At 34.6% G+C, this 16,450-nt stretch carries 17 protein-coding genes; 14 read left to right on the plus strand and 3 right to left on the minus strand.

Features of this window, described 5'->3' with window-relative positions; genetic code table 11:
• Positions 1 to 38 precede the first annotated feature (38 nt).
• Entirely contained in the window at positions 39 to 881 is an 843-nt protein-coding gene (locus CIG1485E_RS07030; protein ID WP_038454937.1) for a 3'-5' exonuclease, read from the minus strand.
• An 87-nt stretch (positions 882 to 968) separates the two neighbouring features.
• Here CIG1485E_RS07030 and CIG1485E_RS07035 point away from each other — a divergent pair, with 87 nt between their 5' ends.
• The 12 genes from CIG1485E_RS07035 to CIG1485E_RS07090 all read left to right on the plus strand — a co-directional run bounded on the left by CIG1485E_RS07035 (position 969) and on the right by CIG1485E_RS07090 (position 11,262).
• Positions 969 to 1,847: a lysophospholipid acyltransferase family protein gene (locus tag CIG1485E_RS07035; RefSeq protein ID WP_038454939.1), complete on the plus strand. Its 879-nt coding sequence runs from the start codon at positions 969 to 971 to the stop codon at positions 1,845 to 1,847.
• On the plus strand, positions 1,847 to 2,728 hold the full coding sequence (locus tag CIG1485E_RS07040) for an ELM1/GtrOC1 family putative glycosyltransferase (RefSeq protein WP_038454941.1): 882 nt from the start codon (positions 1,847 to 1,849) through the stop codon (positions 2,726 to 2,728). The genes CIG1485E_RS07035 and CIG1485E_RS07040 overlap by 1 nt, the downstream gene beginning before the upstream one ends.
• A complete protein-coding gene (locus CIG1485E_RS07045; RefSeq protein WP_038454943.1) occupies positions 2,725 to 3,813 on the plus strand; it encodes a glycosyltransferase family 4 protein in 1,089 nt (362 codons plus the stop codon). Before CIG1485E_RS07040 ends, CIG1485E_RS07045 begins: the two co-directional genes overlap by 4 nt.
• Entirely contained in the window at positions 3,810 to 4,979 is a 1,170-nt protein-coding gene (locus CIG1485E_RS07050; RefSeq protein WP_051870949.1) for an O-antigen ligase family protein, read from the plus strand. The genes CIG1485E_RS07045 and CIG1485E_RS07050 overlap by 4 nt, the downstream gene beginning before the upstream one ends.
• Entirely contained in the window at positions 4,976 to 5,803 is an 828-nt protein-coding gene (locus CIG1485E_RS07055) for a polysaccharide deacetylase family protein (RefSeq protein ID WP_200876030.1), read from the plus strand. Before CIG1485E_RS07050 ends, CIG1485E_RS07055 begins: the two co-directional genes overlap by 4 nt.
• A complete protein-coding gene (locus CIG1485E_RS07060) occupies positions 5,800 to 6,774 on the plus strand; it encodes a glycosyltransferase (protein WP_038454945.1) in 975 nt (324 codons plus the stop codon). Before CIG1485E_RS07055 ends, CIG1485E_RS07060 begins: the two co-directional genes overlap by 4 nt.
• Complete coding sequence (locus CIG1485E_RS07065; protein WP_038454947.1) at positions 6,771 to 7,829, plus strand: glycosyltransferase family protein; 1,059 nt, start codon at positions 6,771 to 6,773, stop codon at positions 7,827 to 7,829. The genes CIG1485E_RS07060 and CIG1485E_RS07065 overlap by 4 nt, the downstream gene beginning before the upstream one ends.
• Positions 7,826 to 8,818, plus strand: a complete 993-nt coding sequence (locus tag CIG1485E_RS07070) for a glycosyltransferase (protein ID WP_038454949.1) — start codon at positions 7,826 to 7,828, stop codon at positions 8,816 to 8,818. The genes CIG1485E_RS07065 and CIG1485E_RS07070 overlap by 4 nt, the downstream gene beginning before the upstream one ends.
• On the plus strand, positions 8,815 to 9,600 hold the full coding sequence (locus CIG1485E_RS07075; RefSeq protein ID WP_038454951.1) for a polysaccharide deacetylase family protein: 786 nt from the start codon (positions 8,815 to 8,817) through the stop codon (positions 9,598 to 9,600). Before CIG1485E_RS07070 ends, CIG1485E_RS07075 begins: the two co-directional genes overlap by 4 nt.
• Positions 9,597 to 10,349, plus strand: coding sequence for a glycosyltransferase family 2 protein (locus CIG1485E_RS07080; RefSeq protein WP_038454953.1), 753 nt, complete (start codon positions 9,597 to 9,599; stop codon positions 10,347 to 10,349). Before CIG1485E_RS07075 ends, CIG1485E_RS07080 begins: the two co-directional genes overlap by 4 nt.
• Positions 10,350 to 10,524: 175 nt before the next feature.
• Entirely contained in the window at positions 10,525 to 10,842 is a 318-nt protein-coding gene (locus CIG1485E_RS07085; RefSeq protein ID WP_038454955.1) for a c-type cytochrome, read from the plus strand.
• Between the two features lie 102 nt (positions 10,843 to 10,944).
• Positions 10,945 to 11,262, plus strand: coding sequence for a c-type cytochrome (locus CIG1485E_RS07090; RefSeq protein ID WP_038454957.1), 318 nt, complete (start codon positions 10,945 to 10,947; stop codon positions 11,260 to 11,262).
• 8 nt (positions 11,263 to 11,270) lie between these two features.
• On the opposite strand, the gene ccoS is transcribed toward CIG1485E_RS07090, so the two are convergent.
• Positions 11,271 to 11,498 (minus strand): cbb3-type cytochrome oxidase assembly protein CcoS, encoded by a 228-nt coding sequence (ccoS, locus tag CIG1485E_RS07095; protein ID WP_038454958.1) that lies wholly within the window; start codon positions 11,496 to 11,498, stop codon positions 11,271 to 11,273.
• 2 nt (positions 11,499 to 11,500) lie between these two features.
• Complete coding sequence (locus CIG1485E_RS07100; protein WP_038454960.1) at positions 11,501 to 13,852, minus strand: heavy metal translocating P-type ATPase; 2,352 nt, start codon at positions 13,850 to 13,852, stop codon at positions 11,501 to 11,503.
• 188 nt (positions 13,853 to 14,040) lie between these two features.
• Between CIG1485E_RS07100 and CIG1485E_RS07105 the strand changes: the two genes are divergently transcribed.
• Together CIG1485E_RS07105 and rho are read left to right on the plus strand one after the other, a co-directional pair.
• The gene (locus tag CIG1485E_RS07105) at positions 14,041 to 14,937 is read left to right on the plus strand and encodes an aldo/keto reductase (RefSeq protein ID WP_235183846.1); all 897 of its coding nucleotides are present in this window, start codon (positions 14,041 to 14,043) and stop codon (positions 14,935 to 14,937) included.
• A 165-nt stretch (positions 14,938 to 15,102) separates the two neighbouring features.
• Positions 15,103 to 16,446 (plus strand): transcription termination factor Rho, encoded by a 1,344-nt coding sequence (gene rho / locus CIG1485E_RS07110; RefSeq protein WP_038454962.1) that lies wholly within the window; start codon positions 15,103 to 15,105, stop codon positions 16,444 to 16,446.
• Positions 16,447 to 16,450: the final 4 nt, after the last annotated feature.

The raw sequence follows: 16,450 nt of genomic DNA on the forward strand, positions 1-16,450 counted from the left end.
ACTCTTTTTTTAAATTTTGTAAATTATACGTTAAAGTTTTATAAACTTTCTTTAAGCCTTGCTATCTCATCATCCACAAAAGCCCCAAACACGCTCGTGTAACTCATATCTGGCTTTTTATCTTTCAAAAACTCACTCATAACCACGATATAATCAGCGTAATCATCACGCGTCAAATTGCCCCTTAAAAGCTCGTATTTTAAGAAAAGCCAATACGTATTTAGCGTGTCACTCTCGCAATATTCGTTGATTTTTTCTATTTTGTTATCGTAAAACATTTCAAGGACTTGGTCGCCATGCACGTCGTATTTGCCAGGGAGATTTAGCGCCGCACAAAGCGTGTCAAGCTTCAGACCGCCAACAGCCTTAAAATCGCTAATGTGATCTAATAAATCAAGATGAAAAACACCATCATAGCGGCTGCGATAATTGCACCATTTATCCTTGCCGTTTTCCTTGTCGTTTGTGCTAAAATACGCGCTTGATTGCAGGTTGTATTTCATCGCTCTAACCATAAGCATCGGCAGGTCAAAGCCACGACCATTGAAGCTGACAAGACGCGGATTAAATTTGTTGATAAAATCGATAAATTTAGCGATTTTTTCTTTTTCATTGTCACCTTGCATGGTCGAAACTCGCAAAAATCTACCAAATCTATCTGCCATCACAGCCGAAATCGCCACAACTTCGTGGTAGCAAACTGGCAAAAACTCACTTCCGCTGCTTTCTTTTTGCAAATTCATAGCCGCAGTTGAGAGCTTTTTGGGGTCGATTTGCCCGTTTTTTTTGCATACTGCGACCACTTCAGGTGGCAAAGTCCGCTCTAAAAGCCTAGCATCAGGAATGGTTTCGCAGTCAAAAACACAAATATATTCGCTCATTTTTTTACCTTTGATTTTTGCATATTTTACACAAAAGTTTGTTTTTATCTAATTAATTATATAATTTAAATTTTTTAAAGAGGTATTATGAGAGAGAAAATAGAGTATTTTTTGGTTTTATTTGTCATAAAACTTAGCAAAATTATGCCAAGCAAATTTATCTATTTTTTGCTTGAAAAAATTGCAATTTTACTATTTTATATACTCAAATCAAGGCGAAATTTAGCCATAACAAACCTAAAAAATGGACTAAATTTAAGCGACCAAGAAGCTTATAAAATAGCCAAGCAAACATTCATCAGTGTATCCAAGACAGCTTGCGAGAGCATACTTATTTTTAATGATAAATTTGATTTTGATAAGATGATAAACGATAAAGATATTATCAAACAAACATTCCAAAATCTTAGCTCAAACAAATCAGCCCTCATCATCACAGCTCATTTTGGCAATTGGGAGGCACTCTCTCACTACGTCGCCAAGATAGGCTATCCGCAACTCGTCATCGCCAGAGAGGGCAATAACCAGCTTATAGAAACCAAAATTACCAAACCATCAAGGCAAAAATTTGGCAATATTTTAGCCTACAAACATGAAGCCATGAGCAAGATGGTAAAACAGCTCAAAAATGGCGGACTTATCGGGCTTTTGCCAGATCTTTTTGCTGGTGGTGCAAACAGCATAGTGACGAACTTTTTTGGTAACCGTTGTCGCACGACAAAATCAGTAGCATCTTTGGTGCTAAAATACCAAATTCCAGTCATTGCGATATTTTTCAAAAGAACTCAAAATGGCACTTATGATCCAGTGATTAGAAAATTTGATTTTGAATTAACTGGCGATAAAGATTTAGACACACAAAACATAGTCCAAGCTTGCAACGATACCATAGAAAGCGTCATAAGAGAGTCTCCAGATCAGTGGTTTTGGATGCATAATAGATGGAAAAATGAGGATTTGGACTAATGAGGGCTCTTATTTTAAGTGACGGCAGAATCGGTCATGAAAACCAGCCAATAGCCTTTTGCAAACTCAAAAATATAGATTATGATATATTGTACGTGAGTTATAAGCTTAAAATACTAAAAACACTTTCGTACATTTTGGATTTTTTTGGGGTTTATATTAAGATTTTTGGCTCTGAGCTGGTCTCAAATAGCTATGATATAGTAGTCGGCGCTGGAAGCGGGACGTATTATCCGCTTAAATTTTACGCAAAAAAACTAAATGCAAAAAGTGTAGCGATGATGAATGCCAAAGGCTATAAAAACAGCTTTGATCTGATGTTTGTGATGAGTCACGACGCCAAAAACTTAGCTCCAAACTCCATCTTGCTGCCAGTAAATGCCAACTACAAAAGCCAAAATCACTTTTATAAACCAAGCAAACCAGCCATTAGCTTCATTATCGGCGGGACAAACAAGAACTCGCAGTTTGACGAAGCAAAAGTTTTGCAAACCATAAAAGAGATAATGAGCAAATTCAAAGACCATGAAAAGCTCATAACCACTTCTCCAAGAACCCCAAAAAGCCTAGAAAACGAGCTTGAAAAGCTAAATTTCGACTATAGTGTGATTTATTCCAAAAATAAAATAAATCCGATTGATGATTTTTTAGAATTTAGCGATTACACTTTTATCACGTCTGATTCTACTTCGATGATAAGCCAAGCAGTGTGCTGGGGCAACGCTAACGCGCAGGTCATTAACTACCAAAAAGATGGTTCAAAATTTGGTAAGTTTATCTCAAATTTAGCCCAAAAAGGCTACTTGCATATCTATGATGGAAGTGTGCAAAAAACCACTAAATTTGACCTAATATCAGCATTTAAGAAAGTAAATTTATGAAAATAATCCAAATGCTACCTGAGCTAAAAGAAGGTGGCGTAGAGCGTGGCGTAGTCGATATCAACAAAGCCTTAATAAAAGCTGGCGTCACCTCAATAATCATGAGCAATGGCGGCAAATTAGCAGAACAAATCACAAAAGACGGTGGAGAGCACATCAAATTTGACCTTGCTAGCAAAAACATTTTTAGCGTCATTTGGCGAGTTTGGAAGCTTAAAAAACTACTAAAATCTATAAATCCAGATATCATTCACGTGCGTAGTCGCGTCCCAGCGTGGCTAGTATATTTGGCTAACAAAAGCCTAAAAATCAAAGTCGTAAGCACAGTTCATGGGCTAAACTCACCAAATTTTTATAGCAAAATAATGATAAAAGCTGATGCGATCATCACACCAAGCAACTGCGTAAAAGAGCACATCATCAAGCATTTTGACACTGATACTAACCTCATCACAGTCGTGCCAAGAGGCGTGGATCTAAGCGCCTTTGATCCGAGCAATTTAGACGCTGAATTTATAAATGAGTTTAGGCAAAAATATAAAATCTCAAAAGATGATTTTGTCATCTCAAATATCGGACGCATAACGGAGCTAAAGGATTACGAAACATTTATAAAAGCCACAAACGAGCTTAAAAAAATAAAAAAAGTCAAAGCCTTGATAGTGGGTGGCGTCCATCCTCGCAAACAAAAATATTATCAAAGCTTAAAAGATTTAATATCAAATTTAGGCTTAGAAAACGAAGTGATTTTCACAGGCTCGCAGAGCAAAATAGCCGAAATCTACTCTATCTCAAACGTCGTTGTAAGTAGCTCCAAAAAGCCTGAAAGCTTTGGTAGAAGCGTGGCTGAAGCTCTAGCACTAAATACTCCAGTCGTCGCCTCAAACCACGGCGGTGTAAAAGATATAATAATAGATGCCAAATTTGGATACTTTTTTGAGATAGGCGATTTTAAGGGACTTTGCGATAAGATTTTACTTGCAAATGAGCTTAAATTTGATGGATTTAAATACATAAAAAACAATTTTTCATTTAAACAAATGTTTGATAAAACTATGGAAATTTACAAAAAGGAATTGTCTTGACACAAAAAGTAATGCAATATTTTAAAGAACAAAATCCGCAAATTTTGATATTTAAATTCTTTCTTTTTATTTGGATTATGAGTATTCCATTTAAAAATTCAATTTACCAAATTTCTTTTGTAATATTAAATTTATTTTTTATAACACATCTTTTATATACAAAAAACTTCAATAGCATAAAAGATATTTTATACAAAACAAGATTTTTAACCATAGCTTTTATAGGTATTTTTTTATCTATGATTATCTCAAATTTGCTAAATTTGCAATACATATCCACAAAAAGTTGGAGCTATATTTTTCTTTTTATTTTTAGATATGGGACAATATTTTTGGCTTTAGCATATTTTTATAAACTAGAATATTTTTCAAAAAAAGAGATTATATACTTTATTTTTTCTGGTTTAATCTTGCTTGCTTTAACTTCTATTTTTTACATCATCAAAGATCTTGAAATGACTAGAGGTTTAAGCGGATCTCTTGGTAGTAGAACTGGTTTTGGACTGTTTATGGGGCTTGGACTTGTTTTAAGCTTTATTGTGATTAAGCATAAAATCCTAATGCCAGCTTTAACTATATTTTTTATTTTCTTTACTATTTTTTCATTCGCAAGATCATCTTGGGTAGCAAGCACTGTAGCCATAGCTGCTTTTATATTATTAAATTTAAAAACAATCCGTAAAAAAGATATTTTATTTTTAATTACACTATCTGCTCTTATACTTATATTGTATTTTGGCTTTGAATCATTTCAACAAAGATTTGCCACACTTATGGAAGGCAACTCAACACATAGATTTTTTATATGGTCATATTGCGTGGATATGATAATGCAAAATCCAATTTTTGGATATGGGATGGACGTTTTTAGAAATCTTCCAAATAGCCCTGCTTTGCTATCTCCAGATTGGAATTCTACTCATAATATGATTTTAGAATCGCTACTATATACAGGACTATTTGGGGCTATATTTTGCTTCTGGCTTGTTTCAATAACATTTTTCAAAACACTTAAAACAAAAAATTATCAACTATTTGCAATTTTTACATATATATTTGTGGTTTCACAGTTTGATTTTGGTGCATATATGTCAAAAGAGTTATTAAGCTTTATTGTTATTTTTACATTTTTAGCCTATAGTTCAAACTTTAAGGAGTCAGTGTGATTCGTATAATATTATCTATAATTGTGGTTTTTCTTTTAATAACTTTTATCATTTTTTCTATACGTTTTACATGGTGGAGAAAGAACGTTAGCTACGAGTACCCACGTATTTTGATGTATCACATGATAAGCGAGCACTTACCAAAAAACAAGTCTAAATTTAACCGCTTAAGAGTCAAGCCAAAAGAGTTTGAAAAACAAATAATCTGGCTGAAAAAACATGGATTTACCAGCTACACCTTAAGCGAACTTGTAAATTTAAAAGAAATCCCACCAAAATCAGTAGTTATAACTTTTGATGATGGTTACAAAGACAACTTCACAAACGCTTTTACCATACTAAAGAAGCATAATTTCAAAGCAACGATTTTTATCGTAGTAGATAGATTTACCAAAAACTGGGCGACTGATAAAGATCTAAATGAATCAAGCGATGAGCTAAACGCAGAAGAGATGCTAAGCAATGACGAAGTGGCTCAAATGATAGCCAGTGGGCTTATAGAGATCGGATCACACACTATGGATCACGCAAACTTGCCAGCTCTTAGCACTGATGAAAAATGGGCGCAAATACAAAAATCAAAAGAAAATATAGAAAATATTTTTGGGACGACTTGTGAAACTTTTGCCTATCCGTTTGGATTTTTTGACAACGAAAGTGCATTAGCTGTGGAAAAAGCTGGATACAAAGCAGCAGTAACCACTAAAAATGATGTTTATAAAAAAAGCGTTTATAACAAATATAAAATGCCACGTATAATGATTTCAGGTCGCCAAGGAATGCTTGCGTTTAAACTAAAGATAAAAAACGGACGTGTTAGGTGAAAATAGCCTATTTCTCATGCTCTACCATATATGGCGGAGTTGAAAAAATCATCATCGAAACGTTAAATGAACTTTGCAAAGATAATGAAATTTTACTCATAGTTCCTCGTGGTTGTCAGTACAAAAACCAGCTTGATTCTAAAGTCACAATCTACGAATACAAAAGCTATGATAAAAGATATAATCCATTTTTATATGCTGAAATTTACAAAGTTTTAAAGGATTTCTCAGCTCAAATTTTGCACTCTCACGCTGCAAAAGCCACACAAATCGGCTTTGTCATATCTAAATTTATGGATTTTAAGTTTATAGCGACTAAGCACAACAACAGAAAAGGCAAGATTTTTAACCGTGTTAAAAATGTGATTTGTGTCTCAAAAGCTGTGGCTAACACTGTGAATCACGAAACAAAAACGCTATATTTTGGTATCAAAAATCAAGCTATCAAAAGAGATTTACCTGATATTTTCACCATTACTGCTGTTGGCAGACTAGATCTTATCAAAGGATTTGACCAGCTTATAAAAAGCGTTCAAATCCTGGATTTTCCATTTATTTTGCAAATCATCGGCGATGGCAAGGAAAAAGAAAATCTGCAAAATCTTATAAATGAGTTAAGCTTAAATGATAAAGTAAAGCTCTTAGGATTTAGAAGCGACATCGCGCAAATCCTAGCAAACTCACACCTTCAAGTCATAAGCTCACTTAAAGAGGGATTTCCAATAAGTTTAATAGAAGGGATTTTTTACTCCCATGTTTTAATTTCAACGCCAGTTGGCGGCATAGTTGAGATTTTAGATAGCAATTTTTTTATAGAAAATAATAATTTTGCAACTAAAATAGAAGAAATCTACCAAAATTATAATGATTTTAAAACCAAATTTGCTCAAACTCACTCTAAATTCAGACAAATTTTAACATTTGAAAACTATATTTTAAATTTAAAAAATTACTATAAGGAAGTTAAGTGAAACCACTAAAAATAGTACACTGCGGTATTTTTAATGAAAAAACCAATGGCAAGGAATTTTATTCACAAGACCGTAAAATCTCTCATGGTTTGCACCAAAATGGTCATTTTGTCTATGATTTTAGCTATAGAGATGTAGAAAGAGGACTTAGAAAATTTGGTTTAAAAAACTTGAGTACCAAAAAAATGAATCAAAAACTAATTCAAATTTGTAAAAATTTAAATGCTGATTTATTACTACTTGGCAAAGCAGAGAAGATTGAGCCAGACACGATACAAAGCATAAAAAATGAGCTGCCAAATATCAAAATCGCACTTTGGTATGTCGATCATCTAGAAGAAAACCAAGCTTGGTTTGACAAACTTAAGCTAATTGATCTGTTTTTCTATGCAAACGCCCTTAATCTACAAAAGCTCTCAAGCAAATACCCAAATGCAATATTCTCATTTTTCCCAAATATCAGTGATGAGGCTTTTGATTTGAGCTTAAATTTAGAAAAAAATATCGACGTTATTTATATCGCTAGAGATTATAAAGAAGATGTTCGGTTTAAATTCGCCACTATGCTAGATGAATTTTGCAAACAAAACGATATAAAACACAAAATTTATGCCAGCTTAGGTAATCCACCGATTTTTGGTTATGAGTTTGCAAAAGCCATAAATAGTGCTAAAATAGCTATAAATTTCAACCGTGATGATGAGCTAGAATGCACAAAATCCAACAAACTTCTTGGAGCAAGCGATAGAATGGCGCAGTTTATGGGATGTGGTACTTGTACATTTAGCCCACGTATAAATGGCTTTGAGAAATTCTTTACTGACGGCAAAGATATAGTATATTTTGATAATCCGCAAGATTGTTTTGATAAGATAAAAGAATATCTAAAAGATAATAAATTTAAACAAATTGCCAAAAATGGTAGAGACGCTACACTAGATTTAGCAAATGCGAAAAAAGTAACTAAATTTATGGTAGAAACTATACTTCAAAAACAATTCAGTCAAGATTACGAATGGAGAGAATTTATGTTTAAAAACGGAGATAAAATATGAAAATACTTCATACTTTGCACTGGGTGCAGTTTGCTGGTACTGAAAAAGTATGCGTCGATCTTTGTAATGAGATGAGTAAAAATCATGATGTATTTCTACTCACGAACAATCAGATAAAACCTTATATAAACAAAAAAGTGAATTTGGTCGAAGTTGATTTTCAAAACAATCGCTATAATCCATTTTTTTTATATAAAATAGCTAAAATAATAGATGATATAAATCCAGATATTATCCACTGTCACAATACAAAAGAGTTAGAAATAATATACAACACTAGAATTTTTACAAAAAGAAAAATACCTATAGTTGCTACAAAACATACATTAAGAGCCAAAAAACGATTTAAAAAAGCGGATTTATGCGTGGCTATTTTAGAAGATACAAAAGAAATTTTAAAAGAAGGCTCAATCATAATCAAAAATGGAATGGCATATAAAGAGCCCAAAAAATTGCAAAGAGATAATAAATTTTATATTATTAGTGCAAGCAGATTATCGCCTGTAAAAGGAAATCAAATAATCATAGAAGCACTTTCTATGGTAAATTTTGATTTTAAATTTGATATTTTTGGACAAGGCGAACAAAAAAATGAACTGCAAAATTTAATAAATTCATTAAACCTGCAAGACAAAATTACACTTCAAAGCTTTAGCGATAATTTACAAGATCATCTTTTTAGCTGTGATGTCCAAATAATCGCTTCGATTTTTGAACCTTATGGACTTACTGCGATTGATGGAATATATTATTCACCACTTTTACTATCTACAAAAACAGGAATTTGCGCTCAAATTTTACCAGATGAATTAATTTTTCAAACAGATCCAAAATCACTAGCCAACAAACTAAACGACATATACACAAACTATAATGAGTATAAAGAAATATTTGCAAAAATCAAAGCAACAAAGGATAAATTTAGCGTAGAAGCAATGGCAAACAACTATCTAAATGCTTATGAAAATTTGATAAAAGATATGAAATGATATATTTATTATACTTTATATTAGTGGCTGGATTTACTGGCTTTAGCTTGCGTTATAACTGGTGGCGAATGCCACAAAGCTACGCCAAAGCAAGAGTCTTGATGTATCACTCAATCAGCGAGCATTTTGGTGAAAGGCACGATAAATGGCGAGTGAAGCCAAGCGATTTTGAAGAGCAAATATCATGGCTACACAAAAACGGATTTCAAAGCTTCACTATAAGCGAACTAGCAAATTTAAAAGCCATTCCAAATAAATCAGTCGCCATAACATTCGACGATGGATACGGCGATAACTATGACGTAGCTTTTAAAATTTTAAAAAAATACAACTTCAAAGCTACTATATATTTAGTGCCAAATCAGAGCTCAAACCACTGGGAAAAGCAAAACACAAATCACCTTGCAAATATGCTAAATACTGAGCAAATTCAAAAGATGCAAAGCTCAAATTTAATAGAGTTTGGCTCACACACTTCAAGCCACGTAAATTTAGCCACTATAAACGCAAATGAGCTTCAAAATGAGCTTCAAACCTCCAAAAAAGATGTAGAAAACATCACGCAAACGCCTTGCACGGCATTTGCATATCCATACGGCAAATATAATGAAAATATCAAAAATGCCGTTATAAATGCAGGATATAAAAACGCTGTCATCGTCAAACGTGGGCTTTATACTCCAAATGATGATAAATTTGAGATAAAACGCATCGGAGTTTTGGGCACTGAGAGCTTTTTTGACTTTTACCTTAAATTTACAAGGATAAGGAACAAACTATGATAAAAGCTTCAGTCTATATCATCTGCCAAAATGAAGAAAAGCATATCAAAAGATGTTTAGAGAGCGTAAAAGACTTTGATGAAATCATCATCGTCGATAGTGGAAGCAGTGACAAAACGCTTGAGATAGCTAGCGCCTACACAGATAAGATTTTTCATCAAGATTTTTTAGGTTATGCTAAGCAAAAAGAGTTTGCCAAAAATCTTTGCTCGCATGAGTGGGTGTTAAATTTAGACGCCGACGAAGAGCTAAGTAGTGAGCTAAAAAATGAGATAATCACCACTATCCAAAATGACGATTGCGACGGACTTGAAGTAAATATATTTAGCAAATATTTAGGCAAATTTCCAAATAAGCTTTGTAAAGCCATAACAAGAATAAGATTTTTTAGAAAAAATCTCGGCTCGTATGGAGCAAAACTCGTCCACGAAAGCATCTCCTTAAATGGAAAAGTAAAAAAAAGTAAAAACTTTATTTACGACCACGGACTCACAACAATCCAAACGCAAATAGATAAAATAAACTCATATTCATCTCTTAGAGCTAGCGAAAAATCAAACAAAAATAGATCCGCATCATCTTTAAAGCTTATTTTTGTCTTTCCTTTAGCGTTTTTCAAATCCTATATTGTAAGGCGAAATTTTTTAAATGGAAAAAGAGGCTTTATACTCGCTGTTATTTTGGCTTTCTACGCATTTTTAAAAGAGGCAAAACTCTACGAACAAAATTTAAATAATAAAAAGAATTAATCTTTATATTTGTATAAATTTATTAAATTTATACAAATTTACCTTATTCTGATTATTCTAATAAAAATAAATTATTAATTTAAAAAAATTAAGTTAAATTTATCTCATTTATTTTTTAGTTACTTTTTTAGTTATATAATTTTAAAATTAAAAATTTTATTTAAGGAAAATAATTATGAAAAAAGTTTTATTTGCTTCAGCTTTAGTTGCTTTTGCTTGTTCTGCTGCTTTTAGCGCTGATGGTGCTACACTATTTAACAAATGTAAAGCCTGTCATGGTGCAAAAGCTGAAAAAGTTTATCTAAACAAAGTTCCAGCTTTAGTTAGCGTTGATGCTGCTGAGAGACTTGCTCTAATGAAAGAGTACAAAGCTGGCACTATAAATGGTGGCAAAGGCAAATTCAACATGGGTGCAGTTATGAAAGGTCAAATGGCTAGCCTAAGCGAAGCTGATATGGCTGCAGTAAACGACTACATCTCAACTCTAAAATAACTTACTGGTGGGCTAGTCCCACCAAATACTTATAAAAATTTATCACAAATTCAGATTATTACCATTATAATACAGCATTATTTTTTTGCAAAAGGATTAAAAATGAAAAAAATGTTAATTATTTCAGCAATCGCTGCTTTAGCATGTAGTTCAGTTTTCGCTGCTGATGGCGCAACAATCTTCAAAAAATGTGCTGTTTGCCACGGTCAAAAAGCTGAGAAAAAATACCTAAACAAAGTTCCAGTACTTACTGAGATCGATGCTGCTACTCGTCTAGCTGATATGAAAGCTTACAAAGACGGCTCTCTAAACGGCGGTAAAGGCAAAGTTGGTATGGGTGGAATCATGAAAGGTCAAATGGCTCCATTAAGCGACGCTGACATGGCTGCAGTCAATGACTACATCTCAACTTTGAAATAATTCAAAACTTAATCAGGTGGGCGATAACCACCTGATTTTTTCTTCAGTATCTCTTCTTTTCGTTTTTCCATATTATAAGCATCATTTAGTGCGTCTTCACTATCAAATTTCGTTCCATCAAGAAACTTAGAATAATCATCAAACTGTCTACTTTTTATCCCCCAAAGCAAGCCAAAAAGAGCTAAAGCTCCAAGCAAAGTCGAAATTCCCAGCATTATTGCGATTATTGCACCCATTTTTATCCTTTAAATTTAACTCTCAAAGCAGCTGAGTTTATCACCACTATGATCGAGCTTAGCGACATAGAAATCGCTGCAAATAATGGTATAATAAATCCAGCCATAGCTAGAGGCACAGTCACGGCATTATAAACAAGCGAGAAAGCAAGATTTTGTTTGACTGTTTGGAGTGTCATTTTTGAGAGTAAAATAGCGTTTTTGAGCGAGTTTAAATCATCATTTAGAAGCACCACATCGCTTCTCTCCACACTCAAAGCTGCTCCACTTCCAAGGCTTATCCCCACACTCGCACTACTTAAAGCCACTGCATCATTTATCCCATCTCCTACCATCACGACTGGCGATTTGTCGTTTAGCTCTTTTACGATTGTAGCCTTTTGGAGCGGATCTTTTGAGTAGTAAAACTCGCTAATACCAAGCTCATTAGCCACTTTTGAAGCGACTTTTTCATTGTCTCCTGTTAGCATTATTACCTTAAATTTATTTGCTTTTAGCGAGGAGATCACATCTTTTGCTTCGCTTCTTAGCTCATCTGCTAGCTCAAAGACAGCCACGACTTTCTCATCTATGCTAAAGCAATATAGCGAATTATCACTGCTAAACTCAAACCCAGACATAAAATCCACGCTTCCACCTTTTAGAGCTTGATTTTTATACCTAGCGCTAACGCCTTTGCCTACAATGTTTTGCACATCTTTTAGCTCGTAAATTTCAGCGTCCAAACTACTCATCACAGCCTTAGAAATAGGATGAGTCGAAACGCTAAGAAGCGAATAAAGCAGACTCATATCAAACTCATCAAATTTGGTCGCTTTTACCACTTTTAGCTTTGATTTTGAAAGTGTTCCAGTCTTATCAAAGACAATAGTTTGGCACTTTGCAAGGCTTTCTATGATTTTAGCTTCTTTAAAGACGATTCCCTTTTTTAGCCCTACCCCAAGACCGACTAAAGTCGCAACCGGCGTGGCTAGAGACAAGGCACAAGGACAAGCGATGATGATGACTGAAACAGCGATTATAATGGCGTTTGAGACGCCTGTACTAAAAGCCCAAAACAAAAATGTAAGCAAACCAAGAGCAAGTATGGTAAGAGAAAATTTAGCTGAAATTTGATTTGCCATTTTTTCGATATTTGGTTTTTTTAGACTTGCACTCTCTAATAAAGCGATGATTTTGCTTAGCATTGAGGCCTCAAAGCTAGTAGTGACTTCATACTCCAAGCTCCCGTCCAAGCATATCGCGCCGCTTGTTATCACACCCTTTGGAGCTAAAAGCACAGGCAAACTCTCACCACTCAAACTAGAATAATCAAAGCTCCCAGCTCCAGCTACCACGACCCCATCTATCAGCACTCTTTCTCCTGCTCTTACGATGATGATATCACCTAGCCTCACGTCATTTACGCTTCTTAGCTCATAAGAGTTTCCTACTTTTACACTCACTTCGTTTACTAGCATTGAGCTAAGGCTATCAAGGCTATCGATCGCCTTTTTTTTGCTTATTACTTCAAGAAATTTACCTATAAAAACAAAGGTGATTATCATCGCCACTGAGTCGAAATACACCTCACCATTCCTGCTAAGCATCGCATAAACTGAGTAAATATAAGCTATACTCGCCCCAGCTGCCACGCTTAGATCCATGCCTACAGTTTTGTTTTTTAGCCCCACGTAAGCTGAGCGGAAAAACTCACTTCCAGTGTAAAATAGCACCGGACTTGCCAGCACAAACTCAGCAAAATGCAAGATATCTTTGATTTCTTTACTCATTCCGCTAAAATATCCGCCATAAAGTGCGATCGCCACCCACATTATATTCATCGTGCAAAACACGCCCACAAGCATCTTTGCATAAAACTCACGCCGCTTTGCGCTGGCTCTAGCCTCTGCTTTGTTTGGGTCGTATGGGACTGGATTGTAGCCAATTGATTTGATTAAATTGAGGATTTCTATGAGCTTAATCGTGCTATCGTCCCACTTGATCTGAGCTTTGTTTGTAGCGGCATTTATGGATATTTCGGTGACGCCAGCAGTGTTTGCAAGGACTTTTTCATTTAGCCACACGCAAGCTGAGCAGTGAATCCCGTCTATGATGAGATAAATTTCGCTAAGCTCCCCATCACTTTTGACATAATTTTTATAGAAATTATCTACATTTTCAAAGCTTGAAACACTGGCTTTTACGTGGTTTTCCTTGCCAAGCCTCTCATAAAACTCGCCAAGCCCATTTGAGTTTAAAAATCCATAAACATTCTTACAGCCATTGCAGCAAAACTCATTTCCAAGCCCGTCTTTGATGATACCGCTATCATCAAAGACGCCCTTGCAGTGAAGACATTTAAATTTACCCATAAAATCCAACTTTTAAATTTAGCTGATTATATAAAAATATCGCTTAATATAAAAAATAATTTGTTCTAATTTTGTCACAAATAAATTTTAAAAACTACTTTTGTAGAATTAGGCAAGAAATTTGGACTATCATTCTAACGATATTTTTTACTTTTATCGTATAATATTTCAAAATTTAGGAGTATAAAATGCAAAGCAGAAGAGAATTTATGCTAAATTTAACCAAATTTGCAGGAGGGCTGGCGATCATGAACTCAAATTTATTTGCCGCTAATAAAGAGCAAATCCCAAATATAGTCTTAAATAATGGCGTGAAAATGCCTATTTTAGGCTATGGGACATATAAAATCACAGGTGATGAAGCGACTTCTTGCACACTTGAAGCCCTAGAAGTAGGCTACAGACTCATCGATACAGCCCAAATGTACCATAACGAAAGCGAGATAGGCGTAGCACTAAAACGCGCTCAAATACCAAGAAATGAGCTTTTTATAACCACCAAATTATCTTCAAATATGTCATACAAGCAAAGCATAGAGAGCGTAAATTTATCTATGAAAAAACTAGGCTTAGACCAGCTTGATCTCTTGCTTTTACACTGGGATTTTAGCGACTCATTACAGATGTATAAAGCTATGGAAGAAGTCCATAAAAAGGGCATTGTAAGAGCTATTGGTATTTCAAATTTTAGCGCTAAAAAATATATGGAATTTATACAAAACGTAGAAATATTACCCGCCATAAATCAAGTAGAAGCTCACGTTTTTACCCAACAAAAAGATTTACAAAAAGTATCTAAAAACACTATTTTAGAAGCTTGGAGTCCATTTGCAAATGGCAAAAATGGGTTTTTCAAAAATGAAATTTTAAGCCAAATAGGTAAAAAATATGGAAAAACAGTAGCCCAAATAGGACTTAGATTTTTGATACAAAACAATATAATCGCGATCCCAAAAACCACCAAAAAAAGCAGAATGATCGAAAATATAAATATTTTTGATTTTAGTCTTGATAGCATGGATTTAGCTCAAATTTCAGGCTTAGATATGGATAAATCGCTCTTTGGGTGGTATGAGTATAAATAATTTTTAAGATTAAAAATAAAATCTAAGATTTAAGATTGCGAATTTAAGCAGTTTAAATTTTAGATTTCTTGACAAGTTTATAAAATTTGTATAAAATCTCAAAATTAAAACTACATAACACTATTCATTGTGACTGCGTATTATCACAAATTTTAAAGAGGTTTAATGGAAAATAAAGACAATGTCAAAGAGCAAAACGGGCATGCAAATGCTTCAAATGGTAGAAAACAACACACTCGCACACATATCCCTGTAGATGGTTACAAAATCGAAGAATTAAGACAACTTGACCTTGATAGTTTGGTATTTATCGCTGATGAAGTTGGCGTCGAAAATCCACGCGAATTTCGCCGTCAAGAGCTTGTGTTTGAGATACTAAAAGCTCAAACCAAACAAGGCGGTTTCATACTTTTTACAGGTATTTTAGAAATCGTCCCAGATGGTTATGGCTTTTTAAGGGCGACTGATGCAAATTTAAGCGATTCAGCAAACGATACTTACGTAAGCCTAAGCCAAATCAAAAAATTTGCCCTTCGTGTGGGCGACATCATCACAGGACAAGTTCGTGAGCCAAGAGAGCAAGAAAAATATTACGCTCTTTTAAAGATTGAAGCAATAAACTATAAATCTATCCAAGAAGCCAAAGAAAGACCACTTTTTGACAATCTAACACCTATTTTCCCTACTCAAAAACTAAAATTAGAATACGATCCAATGAAGCTCACTGGTAGAGTTCTAGATCTTTTCACACCTATTGGCAAGGGTCAGCGTGGACTCATCGTCGCCCCTCCAAGAACTGGTAAAACCGAGCTTATGAAAGAATTAGCTCACGGAATAGCCAAAAATCACCCAGAAGTAGAGCTTATGGTTTTGCTTATCGATGAGCGTCCTGAAGAGGTCACTGATATGCAAAGATCAGTCCATGGCGAGGTATTTAGCTCAACTTTTGATCTTCCAGCTATCAACCACGTTCGCGTCGCTGAGCTTGTCATCGAAAAAGCAAAAAGAACAGTCGAAATGGGCAAAGATGTAGTCATCTTGCTTGATAGTATCACCCGCTTGGCGCGCGCATACAATACAGTCACTCCAAGCAGCGGTAAAGTACTAAGTGGTGGCGTGGATGCAAACGCACTTCACAAGCCAAAACGCTTCTTTGGAGCCGCTAGAAACATCGAAAACGGCGGAAGTCTTACTATCGTGGCAACTGCTCTTATAGACACAGGCTCACGTATGGACGATGTGATTTTTGAAGAGTTTAAAGGCACAGGAAATAGCGAAATCGTGCTTGATAGAAATATCTCCGATAGAAGAATTTATCCAGCTATTAATATCCTCAAATCAGGAACTAGAAAAGATGAACTTCTTCAAGGACGTGATAATCTTGGTAAAATTTGGGCTATAAGAAACGTTATAGCGACAATGGAAGACATAGAAGCACTCAAATTCCTATACTCAAAAATGCTAAAAACAAAAAGCAATGATGAGCTATTAAATAGTATGAACGATTAGGATT

This window comes from Campylobacter iguaniorum, from assembly GCF_000736415.1.
Lineage (GTDB): Bacteria > Campylobacterota > Campylobacteria > Campylobacterales > Campylobacteraceae > Campylobacter > Campylobacter iguaniorum.

Coding starts and splice junctions, on each gene's coding strand:
- CIG1485E_RS07085 (WP_038454955.1), top strand. CDS start 10,525: ATGAAAAAAGTTTTATTTGCTTCAGCTTTAGTTGCTTTTGCTTGTTCT.
- CIG1485E_RS07100 (WP_038454960.1), bottom strand. CDS start 13,852: ATGGGTAAATTTAAATGTCTTCACTGCAAGGGCGTCTTTGATGATAGC.
- CIG1485E_RS07070 (WP_038454949.1), top strand. CDS start 7,826: ATGAAAATACTTCATACTTTGCACTGGGTGCAGTTTGCTGGTACTGAA.
- CIG1485E_RS07045 (WP_038454943.1), top strand. CDS start 2,725: ATGAAAATAATCCAAATGCTACCTGAGCTAAAAGAAGGTGGCGTAGAG.
- CIG1485E_RS07080 (WP_038454953.1), top strand. CDS start 9,597: ATGATAAAAGCTTCAGTCTATATCATCTGCCAAAATGAAGAAAAGCAT.
- CIG1485E_RS07030 (WP_038454937.1), bottom strand. CDS start 881: ATGAGCGAATATATTTGTGTTTTTGACTGCGAAACCATTCCTGATGCT.
- CIG1485E_RS07035 (WP_038454939.1), top strand. CDS start 969: ATGAGAGAGAAAATAGAGTATTTTTTGGTTTTATTTGTCATAAAACTT.
- CIG1485E_RS07040 (WP_038454941.1), top strand. CDS start 1,847: ATGAGGGCTCTTATTTTAAGTGACGGCAGAATCGGTCATGAAAACCAG.
- ccoS (WP_038454958.1), bottom strand. CDS start 11,498: ATGGGTGCAATAATCGCAATAATGCTGGGAATTTCGACTTTGCTTGGA.
- CIG1485E_RS07090 (WP_038454957.1), top strand. CDS start 10,945: ATGAAAAAAATGTTAATTATTTCAGCAATCGCTGCTTTAGCATGTAGT.
- CIG1485E_RS07105 (WP_235183846.1), top strand. CDS start 14,041: ATGCAAAGCAGAAGAGAATTTATGCTAAATTTAACCAAATTTGCAGGA.
- CIG1485E_RS07075 (WP_038454951.1), top strand. CDS start 8,815: ATGATATATTTATTATACTTTATATTAGTGGCTGGATTTACTGGCTTT.
- rho (WP_038454962.1), top strand. CDS start 15,103: ATGGAAAATAAAGACAATGTCAAAGAGCAAAACGGGCATGCAAATGCT.